The following is a 16708-nucleotide window of genomic DNA, read 5'->3' as shown; positions in this document are numbered from 1 at the left end:
GGCACTGTGCCGGTTTCGACGCTCATGATGCCGTCGGTGAGTTGGCGGCAGCGCAAGGCACGTTGCTCGCGCACACTCAGTGAACGTCGCAGGTGTCGTCAGATTGGCCGAAAGGCATAATGTCGGCTTCATGGCTGAAGCGCCAAAAGCGCAGGTAACAAGTACACATCACCACGCTCGAAAAACTGCTCGATCTCTACTGCGGCACCACTGTCTGGGTACGCAAAAGAGTGACATTCTGGGAAGATGTGAACGCCTGGTAAGATCGCGAACCGAGTGGCACCAATGAACAGAATCTATACATACAATGGTTTCTCGGTTGCGGTTGACCTTGAGCAAGTTTGGGAAACGTCAGGCAACGTGACACTACTGCCACCGCGCGGTTTTATCGCTGTAGTGCAGATTAGAAGGCTGGGTGATGCTCGCCCGATGGTCGCACCGATACGCCTGATGGCAGATAATCAGCAGCCATTCGCGAAAGAAGCCGACGCCCTCATGGCAGGGTTCAGCGCAGGACAGCGGATCGTAGACGACACGCTGATTTCATGAACGGTGGCGAGTTGGCTACCCTGTCGTAGACGTTCAACTGCGGCCAGTAGTAGCGGGATGTGCGCGGTGAAGTCGATCCAGTTTTTGCAGTAATGTCGAATCCTGTTCCGTAATATGGCAGGGAACATCGGGAAGTGCCAATACCTTGCGGATGCGCGCTCGCCAGTAGTTCGCTTCCGTCACGGCACTTGTCTGTGCGATCCTGCCGCTGACATGTAGACGCTCCAAGTGCGAAATCACGGCCTGGATGTGATCCAGTTCCCGCTGCGCATGGTCATGCAACGCCATAAAAGCCCCCGCTACTCAGACTCTGCGTTGTTTCGGTCGCTGGCCGGATGCGTTTGACACCGTGCGATCAAACTTTAGTAAATCGCGCATGCGGGGCACCAACGCATACCTTACCATCGATAGGCACCGTGTTAATGTCGGGAACGGGTCCAGCGACACCAGTCGTGGTGATCCAGATTTCTGAGCAATTCAGCACGATGATTTTCGCGCCGATGGTGCACAATCACCGAGACTGCCGCGATCACCAGCACCAATACAGCGAACACAGTCACAACCAATGACGCGTCCATAAAAGCCTCCGGCGTTGCATTCAAACTGGGGTTGTCGAATTCCATCCGCCGTACAGACGATAGAGCTCGCCGTTACGCTATATTCCGATTGCTTACTTTTGTAGAATTGATTCTCGTGTAATGGAAATGTCAACATTACTCAACGAATTCGCGCGACCGCTTTCAGAACGGCATGACCTTGCGGCGTAATCTGAAGTCGGTTTCCTGAAGCCGAATCGAAAGATATGAGTTGACGCTCCAATAGTGTATGAAGCTCGTCTCGGTCCTGTTCGACTTGGCTGGGTGCGTTCTTGATTATTATCAATGCGGCGAATTCATGTGGGCTTAGACATGCTTTTGTCATGGTGAAGTGCCTCATTTCGCAGTTGCGACATTGCCATGAAACGAATGCGTGCGATCACGACGACTTCAAAGCTAATAATCTATTGCTACACGAGCACCGTCACTGAGCGATTCGACAATCCGTTTGGCAGCTAGCCTTTAGGAGAGAAAAATCGAGTGTCGATCACAACCTATCGAAGTAGATATATTGCCTAGTTAGAGCGAATATTCTAACTTTGTTAAATTGGTGTCCAAACATTTTTGTAGGTAATTACCCTATAAAGGGGTGAGTGCTTTACTCCATTGAGATGGCCACAATTTCATGCGATGAATAGGTGCGTATGAAAGACAAAGCGACAATGGAATGTACGCAAGATGACAGGATGCTTCTGGTTGCCAGCTCGCTCGCCGCCAGTGTGTACCCGCCGACCAGCCTGCGAGCCCCGCGACTAATGCGAGATGCAGTCCCGAAATGGCTATAGTGGTGAAGAACACATAATGGCACTTCTGCTGTATAGCATTAGTCATGGTGCTGAGCGCACACAAGCACGCCGCATGTAACCGATGACTGCATCCTGTACGCTGAGAAACGAAGAAGTTATGCGTGCACTACAGCACTGTCCCACTGTGCATCACGTTCGATACTGCTTACTGGCCTAAAGTCAACCGAGGGCGATCATGCAGACGCGGAAATTGGGTCGGGCGGCTATCACGAGTGTTTTAGCTTCCTCAATCGGGGCGTTTGCGCAGGGGGTACCACAACCCGACCTGCCTGGGAGTGACCCGCATTGGATCAAGCTCACGGTTGGGGGGCAGGATTGTCGGACCTTTGACCCCAATCCGGTTCCCGGCGAGCATGTTACGTGGACTGGTGGTTGTTCACACGGACTTACGTCTGGCGCAGGGACTGAAACTTGGTACCACCCGAATGGCACTCTTAGCGGCACAGACACGGGCACGATGGTCGATGGATATCTCGAAGGTCGGGTAACGCAAGACAAGATGGAAAACGGCATGAGGCGTCACGACGTTGCGCAATTTGTCCATGGCATTCAAAATGGCTATGCAACGTTGGAAACTTACGACTCAAGCGGCAGAATAGTTGAAAGGGATACGGTATATCTCATTAATAATCTCGCCAATGGGGCGGGGAGTAAAATATTATATCGGGCAGATGGAACCATATCCCAGCAGTATACTGGCCCGTTTGAAAACGGGCACCCCATCTCGGGGCAAAGGATTGCGTCAACTGCATCGAAGAACACGCCGACTAATTCTCAGCAATCCTCGCAAGGTGCGCCGACCAATGCTTCAAAGGTAGGCTTCACTTTCATGGGAATCAAGCTGGGTGTTCCTATAGAAGCATCAGCGCCAAAATGCACACCTACCACCCCAGATAATCAGATGTGCTGGGTACAAGCACTGGGCATAATAGGCTTGTTTAACCCGCCTGATATTGGTTTTACTTACAGTATTGGTATTTTACCTCTTAATGATGACGTCAAAAATCCAATTTATGTGATTTCTATTAAATTCACGGGGAGCGACTATTCAGATGTTGTTTCAATGTTTGCGGTAAAATATGGAAAGCCAACATCAATAAAAAAGAACGTCTTGGATGTGAACGGTGAGGAGAGAGTTTATATGTCGCCAAAATGGGATATTGGAGGTGTGCAAATCGACATATCCTTGGAGGATGACGGTGGGTTGGGAATTATTCCTGTGGCGCAGATCATTGATAAGAAACTAAATTCTATGCAGAATGCTGAAAATGCGCGGCAGAAGGAAAAGCAGATTCAAGGTGGTGCATCAAAATTCTGATTATTATGCTTATTGTCGCTGAGACGAAAATTTCAGGAAATCGCTTTGAAAGGGTGATTTGTGACCGCTGACTCCATTTAATAATGCGTAGGTCGATTGGTGCGCTTGCCACTGCTGACTGGATTTCGTAAGCATGCCGGACTCGCAAAGTGATGTGGTACGAAATTGAAGGTCAATTTTCCGTGGTACTTATGTGTTGCTCCGCACGAAACACGTCAGTTTATGTTTGCGCAACTGGATCGTGTCGCCTATATAGAAGATAAAAAGGAAACCGGTAATGAGTATGGTGGCCGAAGCGTATGTTCTTACTTCGTACCTCTCTGATCCGAAACCCGTACCACAGCAGAGATCATGTTGCCTGTCACTGTTCAGCGCAGTGCCCCCACTTAATGTCAGTTGAGCTAATTGAGGAAGTGTCATTCAATTCGAAGAATGAATTTCTAAGAGCCTCTTCAAGGAGGAGTCAATGAAATATGCAATTATAATTTTTGTTATTTCTTTGGTTATGGGGTTTCACAATCAACGGAAACTTGATCGTCTTGAAAAGTATGAATTCGAACACAGGACTGACGGTGGGGTGGTTGGCTTTTCGTCATATAAAGATGCAAAGCGACATAGTCGAAAAAAAGAGTCGGCAGTCTCATCTATGTCGCTATGGTCTGTTTTGGCGGCGATGTCTCTTTTAGCAATTTTGGCAATTTGGGGCTGGGGCAAGCTGGCTACTGGCTAACAGAGCAGTGTCAGCACATTGCTTGGTGAAACTCCCTCCATCTTTCGATGTTCGTTCGGGGTTGACGCATTGTTACCCCAGGCGGCGCCACTGCTACCACTGACGATGGCGGATCGTGTCGCCAAGAGCGACAAGAGCTTCACGAAGAGTTCTCCGCACTGTTGCCGCTCATCTACACAGATGAGGTACTTTCACATCAATCCGATAACGGAAAGTTCATCGAAGGCGCAACGCGGCAAGTGCTTGTTAACCAGTACGAGCGTGATCAGCGTGCATCCGGAATTGGGGTACCTCCTGCTACGTGTGCGGATTCGACTTTCAAAAAGCCTGCGGCGACATGGGGCGCGGATTCATCCACGTGCATCACCTGACCGAAATCGCCAGCATCGGCGCTGAGTATGACGTTGACCCTTACGCCGACCTTCGGCCAGTATGCCCGAATTGCCATGCAATGCTGCATACGCAACGACCGGCTATCGATATTGACGAATTGAAGACAATGTTGACGGCACGGTGCAGTGGCCGAGAATCGAGCGAAGGTTGAACCGGATAGACCGGATGCAAATTCGGAATTTTGCGGAATAGCGTCCGGAAGAGTCGTGATTTTCGAGGGATATTCAAAGATTTAGGCGACATTGAAAAGTGGCCGCCGTCCGAATCACCGGATTTCAAGTGGCCTTTCTCCGATTTCGGCTGTTGTTTTTTAGAAACGATTTATCTTGACTTTTGTGGCGATCTTGGAGGTAGGATTGGCATAATGTTGCTATTTTGATTTTATGCTGAAACTGCCTGAAGCAGGCGGTATTAACGGCGCAAGCTGCAATGCGCTCGGAAAGCGGTTTGGATGTGGTCTGAGCCGATTGTTGTAAGTAGTGTGGCTGTTGATATAAAAAGCTCACTCTCAGGTGAGTCTATCGAGACTATCTCCTGTGTAGGCATTTTGCCTGCCGTCATCTACCTGAACACTTTACCGGTGTTCGCCAGGTTCCCCTAGATTTTCACTGATTCATAAAGCATTGCGTGGATTCGTTCGCCTGTGGGCTACGAATGTTCGCGGTGGGTACGCGCACGGCATCAGCTTGTTCACGCGGTCAGGCGAAGAAATTTGGATTCTTGGGCTAATTTTTATTATCTATATGAAATATTCAGTCAAGCAAACTCTAAGTTCTATCAAAATTCAAAATAATGAAAAACAATGCTATTTAATCAAAAAATGAAGTAATTTTCACACCTGCCAGCAGTAGACCTTGCTTCATCCACTGTGCGGAACGAATGACGCGGAAGCCGCCGATGACGCCGTTCGTGCAGCGCGCAGCAATGGCTTCACGCACGTCAGCACGAGGTTGCACGAAGAGAAATACCCCATTGCGGACAGTGCCGGGTAGCCCGGTCAGCAATACGTGGTTCTCAGGAGGATTCAGTTGAAAGCGGAAGCCGTCAAACAGGCTGTCCAGGGAGGGCAGAACGCCCAATAGTGGCTTTGTCATGTGTATCTCCCACCCCGATGGTTCCGGCGATCACCGGCCTTCGGGGGGAGAGGCATGGCGACGCTTTAGCAGAATTTGTGAGTCGCGCTGCAAGTTGTGCTTTAAATCCGCGACGTAAACGAAAAAAACTCGTTCAGCTAACGCTAAAACGGGTTCCCCTCGCTTTAGCTGCATGTTTAACGTCCCCGCAAGCTGATAATTCAAATCGGGACGAGCGAGACCATTTCATAATTCCGGGAGTCTGTCAAGTGGCGAAATCATGGGTCGTCTGGTACTCACGAAGAGTGAACTGGAGTCGTTGTTGGGTGTTGAGCAGATAAAGTTCGCACCGTCGGTAATGCCCAAAATTGCACCGAAGGAAGATATTGATCCCTCCCCGGCTTCATGTATCGTCGTTGACGTGCTGCTGATTGCATTAAGTTTCCATAACCATTTGTTTTTATTGATTTTTGCACGCTAAACAGGTCGTGAAAACGGTGCAATTTTGGTGCAAACGATCCCGGTACTGTGAGTGAAAGCAACGCTAAACGGTTGATGACCTTAACCCGATGGTCTTCCTGAGTTATTGAAAAGTCAGGATAAAGTTGTTGTATCCGTTTCTTGTACGCCGAAGCAGCCGCGATAGGTCGCGTAAAAAGAGCAATACATCATCGTCAACAGGACGATAAGCGCGGGCATCAGCAGGGCGACGCCGTATTCGCTCGCACCGAGTGCGCTCAGCAGCAGCGAAAGCCCCGCTGAAATGCCGATCGACACCGCCATCCACAACGCCCCGTACACGACGAAAGCGCCCTTGTTGCGCCAGCAGCTCACCACGCTGAAGAACATTGCCTTGACGGGTGGCACGTCGTGCCATGCCGTCAGCACGGGCGCGAACCAGAACATCATTGCCACCGGCACGTAGATCACCAGTGACACGAGCAGTGCGAGCGGCGCACCGCTGTTCTCGAACGAATCGCTGCCCGTCGAACCGCCGACGGTCATCAACTGCAGCAGCGTGCCGCCGTCCACGAGCGCCGACGCCGCGAGCACGAGCAGCATCGCCACCACATAGACGCCGCCGAGCGCGAAGAGGCGCTTCGTCACCGTCGTGCCATAGGCGCGGAAGCCGTCGACGAGAATCGTCGGAAAGAACGGCTTGCCCGCGATCGTGTCGCGGCAGGCCGCCATGAAGCCGACCGCCACGCCCGGCACGAGGACGAGCGGCAGCACGCCGCCCACCACCGGGATCGCGGAGATGAGCGTCATCCCCAGCAGATACGTGAAAAACAGCGTGAGGAACGCGAGCGGGTTGCGGCGGAACAGCCAGATACCCTGGCGGAACCAGACATAGCCCGTTTTCGCGGGAACTTCGATCAGTTGCATGAGCCTTGTTCTGCGTGAAGGGCGTCGGAGGCATCGTTCGCGCGGCGCTCGCGCAGGATGCGTTCGAAGTGGCCGGGATCGTGCGGCTTGAGCAGCTCCGCCGAGCGCGGCAGGTAGAAATCATACAGGCGCGACACCCAGAAGCGGTACGCGCCTGCGCGCAGCATGTCGCTCCAGTGGCGGATTTCGGCCGACGTGAACGGGCGCACCGTCTGGTAGGCGCGAAGCAGCGCTTCGGCGCGCGCGCGATCCAGCTGGCCTGTCGCGAGATCCACGCACCAGTCGTTCACCGTGACGGCCACGTCGAAGAGCCACTTGTCGCAGCCCGCAAAATAGAAATCGAAGAAGCCGCCGAGTCGCACTTCGTGGCCCGGCGCCAGATGCGCGTGCGCGAACAGCACGTTGTCGCGGAAAAGATCGCAGTGGCACGGGCCGCCCGGCATCTGCGCATAGTCCGCCGAGGCGAAGAACGCCTGGCTGTGCGCAAGCTCGCTCGTGAGCAGGTCGCGCTGCGCTTCGTCGAGGAACGGCAGCACCGTCGGCACGGTCTCTTCCCACCATTCCAGGCTGCGCAGATTCGGCTGATCGGCTTTGAAATCGCGCCCGGCGAGGTGCATGCGCGCGAGCATCTGGCCCACTTCGACGCAATGTTCCACACCCGGCGCGAGTTCGGGCGCGCCTTCCAGCTTCGTCACGATTGCCGCGGGCTTGCCATGCAGCGGGCCGAAGAGGGCGCCGTCGGCGCGCGGCATGGGGTCGGGCACCGGGACGCGGCGCGACGCCAGGTGGCGCATCAGGTCGAGGTAGAACGGCAACTGGTCCGCGGACAGCTTTTCGAAGATCGTCAGGACGTACTCGCCGCGCGTCGTCGTCAGGAAGAAATTACTGTTTTCGATGCCGGACTGGATGCCGCGGAATTCGACCACGTCGCCGAGATCGTAGTCGCGCAGCCATTGGGCAAGCTGGGTTTCGGTGACAGCGGTGAAGACGGCCATGCGAGAAATGTGTTGGTTGCGTGGTCGGGCGGCCGGCGTACGCGGGGGCGGCCGGCGTTTTATCGGGCTTTCGGCGGAATCTGGGCCGGTCTGCCGACGCTACATGGCATCCAGCCCGCACCGCGCGCTTGTGGTTCGAATTCATGGCTCGAACTCGCGGCCAGACTCACAGCTCAAGTGCGCAGCGAATCCGCAGCGCGGTGAAACGCGCGCCGTCTGCCTGCGCTGGGCGCGCGCGGACGGCGTTGCGGATCAGTAGCGCAGGTTGATCGACGGCAGCCGCGTGCTGGGCGTGCCGTTCGGGCGCACCTGCGGCGACGTGTCGGCGGGCGCGCTCATCGTGTAGCGCGTGCCGAAGTTCGAGTGCACGTTGATTTCGACGGGCTTGCCCTTGTCGCGATATTCGGTGATTTCGGTGCCGGTGGGGCTCACTTCGTGGAAGCTCGGCCGGCGCGGAACGTTGACGTCGACCTTCGAGGTGACCTCGGCAGCCGGCCGGTTGATCTTGGCGAGATCCGGCAGACCCGCCCGCTCATTGGCGGACTGGGCCTCGACGGCGGTTTTCGCGTCGTCGGCGGGCGCGGCCGTGGCGAACCCGCTGAACGCGAGTGTCGTCGCAGCAACGATGAGAAGGAGCGACTTCATGATGATCGGTGTTTCTCCGGTTTGATAGCTCGATTCTAGCAAATCCCGCCGCCGCGACCCACGGCGACTCCGGCGTCGGCCGCGGGTCGACCCCGGGGGTGACCAACGCCGTACCGCGCCGGCCAGCTTGACGTTGCAGCGAGGGGCACAGCAAGAATGCCCGGGTTCCGTGGTAAGGTGGTTCGACCGATTGGAGGCGAATGACGATGAACAACGATACCAATCTGCGGCCGCTCATGTTGCCCGCATACGATTTCCCGACGGGGTCTTACGAGGACGCTGCCGATGCGGTGGCGCGGCTCTCGACGATCTACGAGGCGAACACGTCGTTCCTGCGCGACGCGTTCGCGCGCTACCGCCGCGGCGAAGTGCTGGAGCGCCGCGTGCGCGCGTGCTATCCGTTCGTGCGCGTTCGCACCGAAGTGAACACCCATGTCGACTCGCGCCGTTCGTACGGCTTTGTGGCGGGCCCGGGCATCTTCGAAACGACGATCACGCGGCCGGACCTGTTCGGCGACTACTATCGCGAACAACTGCGGTTGCTCACGAAGAACCATCGTGTGTCGATCGACGTGGGCGTGTCGGATCAGCCGATTCCCATTCACTTTGCGTTTGCCGAGGGCATCCACCTCGAAGGCGAACTCGACCGCGAGCACCTCGTGGCCATGCGCGACGTGTTCGATACACCCGACCTCGCGCAGCTCGACGACCGCATCGTCAACGGCACATTCGAACCGGGACCGGGCGAGCCGCATCCGCTAGCGCTCTTCACGGCGCCGCGCGTGGATTTTTCGCTGCATCGGCTGAAGCACTACACGGCGACGTCGCCCACGCATTGCCAGAATTACGTGCTCTACACGAATTACCAGTTTTATATCGACGAATTCGTGAAGCTCGGGCGCGCGATGATGGCGCGCACCGACGACGCCGATCTGTGCAGCTATCGCAGTGAATACACGTCGTTCGTGGAGCCCGGCGACGTGGTGACGTACAACGCCAATCTCGGCGAACAGGAACACGAGGGCATGCCGCCCGTGCGCCTGCCGCAGATGCCGGCGTATCACCTCAAGCGCGCGGATGGCAGCGGCATCACGATGATCAACATCGGCGTGGGGCCGTCGAACGCGAAGACGATTACCGATCACATCGCGGTGCTGCGCCCGCACGCCTGGATCATGCTCGGCCACTGCGCGGGGCTGCGCAACACACAGCGGCTTGGCGACTACGTGCTCGCGCACGGCTACGTGCGCGAGGATCATGTGCTTGATGCGGATCTGCCGCTGTGGGTGCCGATTCCCGCGCTCGCGGAAGTGCAGGTGGCGCTGGAGCGCGCGGTGGCCCAGGTCACGCAGCTCGACGGCCCTGAACTCAAGCGCGTGATGCGCACGGGCACCGTGGCGAGCGTCGACAACCGCAACTGGGAATTGCGCGATCACCGCGAGCCCGTACTGCGTCTTTCGCAGAGCCGGGCGATTGCGCTCGATATGGAAAGTGCGACGATCGCGGCGAATGGTTTTCGCTTTCGCGTGCCGTACGGCACGCTGTTGTGCGTCTCCGATAAACCGCTGCACGGCGAATTGAAGCTGCCCGGCATGGCCGATTCGTTTTATCGCGCTCAGGTGGACCAGCATCTGCAGATCGGCGTGAAGGCGATGGAGATCTTGCGGACTAATGGATTGCACAAGCTGCATAGTCGTAAATTGCGCAGCTTTGCGGAGGTGGCGTTTCAGTAGGAAAGCCGTGCGAAACACAATGTGGAGCGCGCCCGCGCTTCACATTGCCACGCGATCATCACTGCCCAAAACCAGTCAACCCAATCAGGCTGCCCGCCGCAAGCAGCCAGAGCGGATGGATCTTCGTGCGAAACGCGAGCACCGCGCAGACCCCGGTAATCGCCCATGCGATCCACGCCGGATCGGACGCTTTCGCGATGAGCACCGCGCTCGCAGCGACAAGGCCAGCGGTCACCGGCACGAGTCCGCGCTGCGCAATGCGCCGCCATGGCCGGTCCTTGAAGCGGTCCCACGCGTGCAGCACCGCTATCGTCACAAGCGACGACGGGCCGAACTTCGCCACCGACGTCACGAGCATGCCTGCCCAGCCCGCCACATGCCAGCCCACCAGCGTGACGATCATCATGTTCGGGCCTGGCGCAGCCTGGGCGAGTGCGAAGAGCGCGCTGAATTCGCGGGCCGGCATCCAGTGATGCACGTCCACGACCTGTCGCTGCATTTCGGGCAGGATCGTGTTGCCCCCACCGAACGCCAGCAGCGAAAGCTGGCTGAAAATCGCGGCGAGCGAGACGAGCGTGGCGTTCATGACGCGTTGCTCGCGCGGCGCGGGCTGCGAACGCGATCCCGATCGGTGTGAGTACCAGCATGGTGAGCAAAAGCGGCGTGCGCAGTATCGCTATCGCAATGAATCCAGTGAGCGCAATGCACGCGCCAGCCGGATCGTGGCGCAGCGGTAGCAGGATCTTCACGGCCATGGCGACGAGCAGCCCGGCGGCCGCAGCGGCAAGCCCGACGAAAAGGTGCTGCACGCGCGGATCATTCTGCGTTTGTTCGTAGATCACGCCGAGCCCGATTACAACAAGCGACGGTCCGGCGATCAGCCCGAGCAGCCCGGCGAGTGCGCCGCGCCAGCCGTGAAATCGCACGCCAATTGCCACGGATAGGTTAATGACGTTGCCGCCCGGCAGGAACTGGCACAGGCCGAGCAGATCGGTGAATTCGGCGGCGGAAAGCCAGCGGCGGTGTTCGACGATGGTGCGGCGTGCGAGCGGCAGCGCGCCGCCGAAAGATGTGAAGCCGAGGCCGAGAAAGCCGAGGAATAACTCACGCACAGTGGGGGTGTGAGTCGTGGAGGAAATCTGTTTCATGCTGGGACGATCGTTGACGCAAGTAGCGAGCGTAGCGCCAAATAGCGCAAAACGGCGTCGTCACAAAGCAACTTCATGGCATCGCATGTGACCTGAAATTACAAGCCGCTACAAGCATCATGCGATCGCTTTGCAGATGCGCGCGCGGCATGGCTCTGCGCCATGCCGCGTGCGAACCGCAAGCTCAGAGATAGAACATCCGGTCTTCGTCGGGATCGGTGCGCGTACGCTGTTCTTTTTCGCTCTCTTCGCCTTCTTCTCCGGTGTCCTCGTAAAACTTGAGCACCGCTTCGAGCACTTCGTCGGGATCGTCGGTCACCTTCATCAAATCCATGTCTTCAGGATTGATGAGGCCCATCGGCACGAGCGCCGAGCGGAACCAGGCAAGCAGGCCTTTCCAGAATTCCGCGCCCACCAGAATGATGGGGACGTGCCGCGATTTTTTCGTCTGGATCAGCGTGAGCACTTCGGCGAGTTCGTCAAGCGTGCCGAAGCCGCCCGGCATCACGATCACCGCATCGGAGTTTTTGACGAACGTGACTTTGCGCGTGAAGAAATGGCGGAATCGCAACGAGATGTCCTGCCATTGATTGCCCGATTGCTCGTGCGGCAATTCGATGTTCAGGCCAACGGAAGGCGACTTGCCCGCGTGCGCGCCCTGGTTGGCTGCTTCCATGATGCCAGGGCCGCCGCCGGAGATCACCGCGAAGCCCGCGTCGGACACTTTTCGGGCGATTTGTGTCGCGAGCTGGTAGTACTCCGAGTCCGGTTTCAGGCGTGCGGAACCGTAGATGCTGACCGCCGGACGGATCTCGGACAGATACTCGGTTGCCTCGATAAACTCTGCCATAATCGTGAACATCTGCCACGATGCGCGCGCCTTCTTGGCCGTTGCGCGCTCTTGATCTGCGAGTGAACGCAGACTCGGAATCACTTTTCTCTTGTCCATAATGCCTGAAGAACTTCGCGTGGAAACCAAGCTACAAACTGAGCTGGAAGGAAAGACCCTGCTGCTGGTCGATGGTTCTAGCTATCTTTATCGGGCCTACCATGCGATGCCGGATCTGCGCGGTCCTGACGGCGAACCGACGGGTGCGCTATACGGAATCGTCAACATGCTGCGCCGTATGCGCAAGGAGGTTACGGCAGAGTATAGCGCGTGCGTGTTCGATGCCAAGGGCAAGACGTTTCGTGATGACTGGTATGCCGACTACAAGGCGAACCGGCCTTCCATGCCCGAGCCTCTAGCCGCGCAAATCGAGCCCATTCACGTGGCCGTGCGCGCGCTCGGCTGGCCGTTGCTGATGGTGGAAGGCGTCGAAGCCGACGACGTGATCGGCACGCTCGCACGCGAAGCGGAAAAGCGCGGCATGAAAGTGATCGTGTCGACCGGCGACAAGGATCTCGCGCAGCTCGTGACCGATCACGTCACGCTCATCAACACGATGACGAATGAAACGCTCGATCGCGAAGGCGTGATTGCGAAGTTCGGCGTGCCGCCCGAGCGCATCGTCGATTATCTCTCGCTGATCGGCGACACCGTCGACAACGTGCCTGGCGTAAACAAGTGCGGCCCGAAGACGGCGGTCAAGTGGCTCACGGAATACGGCACGCTCGACGGCGTCGTCGAACATGCAGCCGAAATCAAGGGCGCCGTGGGCGGTTATCTGCGCGATGCGCTTGCATTCCTGCCGATGGCGAGGCAACTCGTTACCGTGGCAACCGAATGCGATCTTTCGCAGCACATCGAGTCGATCGGCGGTTCGCTCGCCACGCGCGCCGAAGCGCGCGACGAATTGCTCGACATCTTTACGCGCCACGGTTTCAAGACCTGGACGCGCGAATTGAGCGAAGCGCTTGCGAATGGCGCTGCACCCGTGGCGGCGAGTGCTGACGCTAATGCGAACCAGCGTGAAGCGCGTGAAGCGCGCGAAGCCGAAGCGCAGCCCGCGCTGATGCTCGACGTGCCGCGGCATTACGAAACCATCCAGACGTGGGATCGGTTCGATGCGTGGCTGAAGAAAATCGAGGCGGCCGGGCTTACCGCGTTCGACACGGAAACCACGGCGCTCGATCCAATGGTCGCGAAGCTGGTGGGGATGTCGTTCGCAACGGAGCCGGGGCATGCCGCATATCTGCCGCTCGCGCATCGCGGGCCGGACATGCCCGAACAACTGCCGCTCGCCGATGTGCTCGCGCGACTCAAGCCGTGGTTCGAAGGCGGACAGTACAAGAAAGTCGGCCAGCACATGAAGTACGACGAGCAGGTGCTCGCGAACTACGGCATCGTGTTGAACGGCGTCGAGCACGACACGATGCTCGAATCGTACGTGCTCGAATCGCACCGCAGTCACGATATGGACAGCCTTGCGTTGCGCCATCTCGGCATCAAGACGATCAAATACGAAGAGGTTGCGGGCAAGGGCGCGCAGCAGATTGGCTTCGATGAAGTGCCGCTCGATAAAGCGGCGGAGTATTCGGCCGAAGACGCTGATATCACGCTGCAATTGCATCTCGCGCTTTATCCGCAGGTTGCGCAGGACAAGGGAACCGGCAGGGGACTCGACTACGTGTATCGCGAGATCGAGATGCCGACTTCACGCGTGCTGCGCCAGATGGAGCGCAACGGCGTGCTGATCGATACGGAACGGCTCGACAAGCAGAGTGCCGAAATTGCGGTTCGGCTCGTCGAACTCGAACAGGAAGCCTACGCGCTCGCCGGCGGCGAATTCAACCTCGGCTCGCCCAAGCAGATCGGCCAGATCTTTTTCGAAAAGCTGCAATTGCCGGTCGTGAAGAAGACGCCGAGCGGCGCACCGTCCACCGACGAAGAAGTGCTGCAAAAGCTCGCCGAAGACTATCCGCTGCCGAAGCTGCTGCTCGAGCATCGCGGGCTGTCCAAGCTGAAATCCACATACACCGACAAACTGCCGCGCATGGTCAACGCGCAAACGGGCCGGGTTCACACGAATTACGCGCAGGCCGTGGCGGTGACGGGGCGGCTCGCGTCGAATGATCCGAATCTGCAGAACATTCCGGTGCGCACGGGCGAAGGGCGGCGCATCCGCGAGGCGTTCATCGCGCCGCCGGGACGCAAGATCGTATCCGCCGACTATTCGCAGATCGAGCTGCGCATCATGGCGCACATCTCGGGCGATGCGTCGCTGCTCGCCGCATTCGCGCGCGGCGACGACATTCACCGCGCGACGGCTTCCGAGGTGTTCGGCGTCACGCCGATCGAAGTGAGCGCCGACCAGCGCCGCATCGCCAAGGTCATCAATTTCGGCCTCATTTACGGCATGAGCGCATTCGGGCTCGCGTCGAATCTCGGCATCACGCGCGATGCGGCGAAGCTTTATATCGACCGCTATTTCGCGCGCTATCCGGGCGTTGCGCGCTACATGGACGAGACGCGCATGGACGCGAAATCGCGCGGTTATGTCGAAACCGTGTTCGGCCGGCGCCTGTGGCTGCCCGAGATCAACGGCGGCAATGGCCCGCGCCGCCAGGCTGCGGAGCGCGCTGCGATCAATGCGCCGATGCAGGGCACGGCGGCAGACCTCATCAAGCTGTCGATGATCGCAGTGGAGAAGTGGCTCGACGAAAGCGGCATGCGCACGAAAATGATCATGCAGGTGCACGACGAACTGGTGCTCGAAGTCCCCGACGACGAGCTGGCCGAAGTGCGCAAACGTCTGCCCGAACTGATGTGTTCGGTGGCGACGCTCAAGGTGCCGCTCGTCGCCGAAGTGGGCGTCGGCGCGAACTGGGAAGAAGCACACTGATCACGCTCGCCGTGCCGCGCTTTTAAGCCGCGATGCACGCGAAAGCTTTGCCGTAACGAACCTGCAATACCCGCGCACGCAAGCGTGCGCAGGCGCACGGCTTGCTGCCGTGCGCTCCGTAAGCCGACATTGAGCGGCCGGCCGGCGCACCTTGCCGCCGTGCCGCGTACGCACTTATCGACACGCACGGAGAGTTTATGCATCGGTTTATCGTTGTGGGAGGAGGCGCAGGCGGTCTGGAACTGGCGACGCGGTTGGGCGACCGTTACTGCAAGGCGCGCAACGGCCGCGAGCCGCGGGCGAGCGTCACGCTGGTCGACCGCTTTCCGACGCATATCTGGAAGCCGCTGCTGCACGAAGTCGCAGCGGGCAGCATGGACCCGTTCACACAGGAACTCGAATACGCGGCGCAGGCACGCTGGCATGGTTTCGAATTCCAGCAGGGCGAATTGATCGGACTCGACCGTGCGGCGCGGCGCATCATGCTCGGCGCCGTGAAGGACGATGACGGCGGCGAACTGTTGCCGCCGCGCGAACTCGACTACGACACGCTCGTGCTGGCGATCGGCAGCACCACGCACTTTTTCGGCGTGCCGGGCGCGGCCGAAAACTCCATCGCACTCGACACCGTGGCGCAGGCCGAGCGCTTTCGCAAGCGGCTCATCGCGGCGTGCATGCGCGCCGAGCATCAGGCTCCGGAGCCTGCGCCCGCAGGTGCCGCGGTGAGCGGCGAGCCGCGCGTGCAGGTGGCGATCATCGGTGCGGGTGCAACCGGTGTGGAGTTGTCGGCCGAACTGCGCAATACGGCGCAGGTGCTCTCCGCCTATGGGCTCCACAAGCTCGATCCGCGCCACGATGTCGGCATCGTGCTGATCGAAGCGGGGCCGCGCATCTTGCCCGCGCTGTCCGAGCGCGTGTCGTCGGCGACCGCCGATCTGCTGCAGAAACTCGGCGTACGTCTGCTGCTTGCCGAGCGGGTCACCGAGGTCGCGCCGGGTGTCGTTCATACGGCAAGCGGCAAGGCCGTGCGCGCGGACCTCACGGTCTGGGCCGCGGGCATCACTGCGCCGCCGGTGCTGGCGCAACTCGACGGACTGCCCGTCAACAAGCTCGGGCAGCTCAGCGTGCGCCGTACGCTGCAGACCGAAATCGACGACAACATCTTCGCGTTCGGAGACTGCGCCGCCTGCGCGTGGCCCGGCAACGAACGCAACGTGCCGCCGCGCGCCCAGGCCGCGCATCAGCAGGCCGTATTCCTGCTCGGGGCGATGGGCAACCTGCTCGACGGACGGCCGCTGCCGGAATTCACCTATCGCGACTTCGGCTCGCTGGTGTCGCTCGGTCACTTCAGCGCGGTCGGCAATCTGATGGGCGGTGTGATCGGCGGGAACATGTTGATCGAAGGGCTGTTTGCGCGTTTCATGTACATGTCGCTGTACCGTCTGCACATTGCCGCGTTGCACGGCTACGCGCGCATGGTGCTCGACACGTTCGCGCACTGGCTGCGCCGCACCACGCTGCCGCGCGTGAAGCTGCATTGACGGCCGCAGG

Annotated in this window: 16 protein-coding genes, 1 pseudogene and 1 riboswitch; of the genes and pseudogenes, 8 read left to right on the top strand and 9 right to left on the bottom strand. The window is 58.6% G+C overall.

Annotated features, from left to right (window positions below):
* Positions 1–285 precede the first annotated feature (285 nt).
* On the top strand, positions 286–549 hold the full coding sequence (locus tag ACFPTO_RS01545; protein WP_377708944.1) for a hypothetical protein: 264 nt from the start codon (positions 286–288) through the stop codon (positions 547–549).
* A 33-nt stretch (positions 550–582) separates the two neighbouring features.
* Here ACFPTO_RS01545 and ACFPTO_RS01540 read toward each other — a convergent pair whose 3' ends face one another.
* Positions 583–837, bottom strand: a complete 255-nt coding sequence (locus tag ACFPTO_RS01540) for a hypothetical protein (RefSeq protein WP_377708942.1) — start codon at positions 835–837, stop codon at positions 583–585.
* 131 nt (positions 838–968) lie between these two features.
* On the bottom strand, positions 969–1172 hold the full coding sequence (locus tag ACFPTO_RS01535) for a hypothetical protein (protein ID WP_377708940.1): 204 nt from the start codon (positions 1170–1172) through the stop codon (positions 969–971).
* 954 nt (positions 1173–2126) lie between these two features.
* Between ACFPTO_RS01535 and ACFPTO_RS01530 the strand changes: the two genes are divergently transcribed.
* From ACFPTO_RS01530 to ACFPTO_RS01520, 3 genes are all read left to right on the top strand, one after another.
* Positions 2127–3269, top strand: a complete 1143-nt coding sequence (locus tag ACFPTO_RS01530; protein WP_377708939.1) for a toxin-antitoxin system YwqK family antitoxin — start codon at positions 2127–2129, stop codon at positions 3267–3269.
* Positions 3270–3735: 466 nt separating this feature from the next.
* Entirely contained in the window at positions 3736–3999 is a 264-nt protein-coding gene (locus ACFPTO_RS01525) for a hypothetical protein (RefSeq protein ID WP_377708937.1), read from the top strand.
* A gap of 301 nt (positions 4000–4300) precedes the next feature.
* Entirely contained in the window at positions 4301–4543 is a 243-nt protein-coding gene (locus tag ACFPTO_RS01520; RefSeq protein ID WP_377708935.1) for an HNH endonuclease, read from the top strand.
* A 658-nt stretch (positions 4544–5201) separates the two neighbouring features.
* On the opposite strand, the gene ACFPTO_RS01515 is transcribed toward ACFPTO_RS01520, so the two are convergent.
* On the bottom strand, positions 5202–5486 hold the full coding sequence (locus ACFPTO_RS01515; RefSeq protein WP_377708933.1) for a hypothetical protein: 285 nt from the start codon (positions 5484–5486) through the stop codon (positions 5202–5204).
* A 144-nt stretch (positions 5487–5630) separates the two neighbouring features.
* Positions 5631–5708, bottom strand: a riboswitch (SAM riboswitch).
* 37 nt (positions 5709–5745) lie between these two features.
* Between ACFPTO_RS01515 and ACFPTO_RS01510 the strand changes: the two genes are divergently transcribed.
* On the top strand, positions 5746–5946 hold the full coding sequence (locus ACFPTO_RS01510; RefSeq protein ID WP_377708932.1) for a hypothetical protein: 201 nt from the start codon (positions 5746–5748) through the stop codon (positions 5944–5946).
* Positions 5947–6059: 113 nt separating this feature from the next.
* Here ACFPTO_RS01510 and ACFPTO_RS01505 read toward each other — a convergent pair whose 3' ends face one another.
* The 3 genes from ACFPTO_RS01505 to ACFPTO_RS01495 form a co-directional block, all read right to left on the bottom strand.
* Positions 6060–6851, bottom strand: a complete 792-nt coding sequence (locus tag ACFPTO_RS01505; protein WP_377708930.1) for a BPSS1780 family membrane protein — start codon at positions 6849–6851, stop codon at positions 6060–6062.
* Positions 6842–7846: a homoserine kinase gene (locus ACFPTO_RS01500; RefSeq protein ID WP_377708928.1), complete on the bottom strand. Its 1005-nt coding sequence runs from the start codon at positions 7844–7846 to the stop codon at positions 6842–6844. Before ACFPTO_RS01500 ends, ACFPTO_RS01505 begins: the two co-directional genes overlap by 10 nt.
* A 252-nt stretch (positions 7847–8098) precedes the next feature.
* Positions 8099–8491, bottom strand: coding sequence for a hypothetical protein (locus ACFPTO_RS01495; RefSeq protein ID WP_377708926.1), 393 nt, complete (start codon positions 8489–8491; stop codon positions 8099–8101).
* Positions 8492–8697: 206 nt separating this feature from the next.
* On the opposite strand from ACFPTO_RS01495, the gene ACFPTO_RS01490 reads away from it, so the two are divergent.
* Entirely contained in the window at positions 8698–10224 is a 1527-nt protein-coding gene (locus ACFPTO_RS01490; protein WP_296661919.1) for an AMP nucleosidase, read from the top strand.
* 58 nt (positions 10225–10282) lie between these two features.
* On the opposite strand, the gene ACFPTO_RS01485 is transcribed toward ACFPTO_RS01490, so the two are convergent.
* The 3 genes and pseudogenes from ACFPTO_RS01485 to ACFPTO_RS01475 form a co-directional block, all read right to left on the bottom strand.
* On the bottom strand, positions 10283–10810 hold the full coding sequence (locus tag ACFPTO_RS01485) for a chromate transporter (RefSeq protein WP_296661907.1): 528 nt from the start codon (positions 10808–10810) through the stop codon (positions 10283–10285).
* Between the two features lie 10 nt (positions 10811–10820).
* A pseudogene (locus ACFPTO_RS01480) lies at positions 10821–11372 on the bottom strand (chromate transporter); the annotation flags it as partial.
* 184 nt (positions 11373–11556) lie between these two features.
* Positions 11557–12321 carry an LOG family protein gene (locus tag ACFPTO_RS01475; RefSeq protein WP_377708923.1) on the bottom strand — a complete coding sequence of 255 codons (765 nt, stop codon included), beginning with the start codon at positions 12319–12321 and terminating at the stop codon, positions 11557–11559.
* A 1-nt stretch (position 12322) separates the two neighbouring features.
* Here ACFPTO_RS01475 and polA point away from each other — a divergent pair, with 1 nt between their 5' ends.
* Both polA and ACFPTO_RS01465 read left to right on the top strand, forming a co-directional pair.
* Positions 12323–15157, top strand: coding sequence for a DNA polymerase I (gene polA / locus ACFPTO_RS01470; protein WP_377709027.1), 2835 nt, complete (start codon positions 12323–12325; stop codon positions 15155–15157).
* 197 nt (positions 15158–15354) lie between these two features.
* Positions 15355–16698 carry an NAD(P)/FAD-dependent oxidoreductase gene (locus tag ACFPTO_RS01465; RefSeq protein ID WP_377708921.1) on the top strand — a complete coding sequence of 448 codons (1344 nt, stop codon included), beginning with the start codon at positions 15355–15357 and terminating at the stop codon, positions 16696–16698.
* Positions 16699–16708: the final 10 nt, after the last annotated feature.

Origin of the sequence: Paraburkholderia denitrificans (assembly GCF_042655705.1) — a bacterium.
Lineage (GTDB): Bacteria > Pseudomonadota > Gammaproteobacteria > Burkholderiales > Burkholderiaceae > Paraburkholderia > Paraburkholderia denitrificans.
Note: the sequence above shows the minus strand (reverse complement) of the source record. Positions and strands in the feature narration are given on the sequence as shown.

What these genes read in the sequence shown, in the direction of transcription:
- ACFPTO_RS01535 (WP_377708940.1), bottom strand. Translation starts at nt 1,172, where the DNA reads ATGGAATTCGACAACCCCAGTTTGAATGCAACGCCGGAGGCTTTTATG.
- ACFPTO_RS01495 (WP_377708926.1), bottom strand. Translation starts at nt 8,491, where the DNA reads ATGAAGTCGCTCCTTCTCATCGTTGCTGCGACGACACTCGCGTTCAGC.
- polA (WP_377709027.1), top strand. Translation starts at nt 12,323, where the DNA reads ATGCCTGAAGAACTTCGCGTGGAAACCAAGCTACAAACTGAGCTGGAA.
- ACFPTO_RS01490 (WP_296661919.1), top strand. Translation starts at nt 8,698, where the DNA reads ATGAACAACGATACCAATCTGCGGCCGCTCATGTTGCCCGCATACGAT.
- ACFPTO_RS01510 (WP_377708932.1), top strand. Translation starts at nt 5,746, where the DNA reads ATGGGTCGTCTGGTACTCACGAAGAGTGAACTGGAGTCGTTGTTGGGT.
- ACFPTO_RS01465 (WP_377708921.1), top strand. Translation starts at nt 15,355, where the DNA reads ATGCATCGGTTTATCGTTGTGGGAGGAGGCGCAGGCGGTCTGGAACTG.
- ACFPTO_RS01475 (WP_377708923.1), bottom strand. Translation starts at nt 12,321, where the DNA reads ATGGACAAGAGAAAAGTGATTCCGAGTCTGCGTTCACTCGCAGATCAA.
- ACFPTO_RS01525 (WP_377708937.1), top strand. Translation starts at nt 3,736, where the DNA reads ATGAAATATGCAATTATAATTTTTGTTATTTCTTTGGTTATGGGGTTT.
- ACFPTO_RS01540 (WP_377708942.1), bottom strand. Translation starts at nt 837, where the DNA reads ATGGCGTTGCATGACCATGCGCAGCGGGAACTGGATCACATCCAGGCC.
- ACFPTO_RS01505 (WP_377708930.1), bottom strand. Translation starts at nt 6,851, where the DNA reads ATGCAACTGATCGAAGTTCCCGCGAAAACGGGCTATGTCTGGTTCCGC.
- ACFPTO_RS01485 (WP_296661907.1), bottom strand. Translation starts at nt 10,810, where the DNA reads ATGAACGCCACGCTCGTCTCGCTCGCCGCGATTTTCAGCCAGCTTTCG.
- ACFPTO_RS01515 (WP_377708933.1), bottom strand. Translation starts at nt 5,486, where the DNA reads ATGACAAAGCCACTATTGGGCGTTCTGCCCTCCCTGGACAGCCTGTTT.
- ACFPTO_RS01530 (WP_377708939.1), top strand. Translation starts at nt 2,127, where the DNA reads ATGCAGACGCGGAAATTGGGTCGGGCGGCTATCACGAGTGTTTTAGCT.
- ACFPTO_RS01545 (WP_377708944.1), top strand. Translation starts at nt 286, where the DNA reads ATGAACAGAATCTATACATACAATGGTTTCTCGGTTGCGGTTGACCTT.
- ACFPTO_RS01500 (WP_377708928.1), bottom strand. Translation starts at nt 7,846, where the DNA reads ATGGCCGTCTTCACCGCTGTCACCGAAACCCAGCTTGCCCAATGGCTG.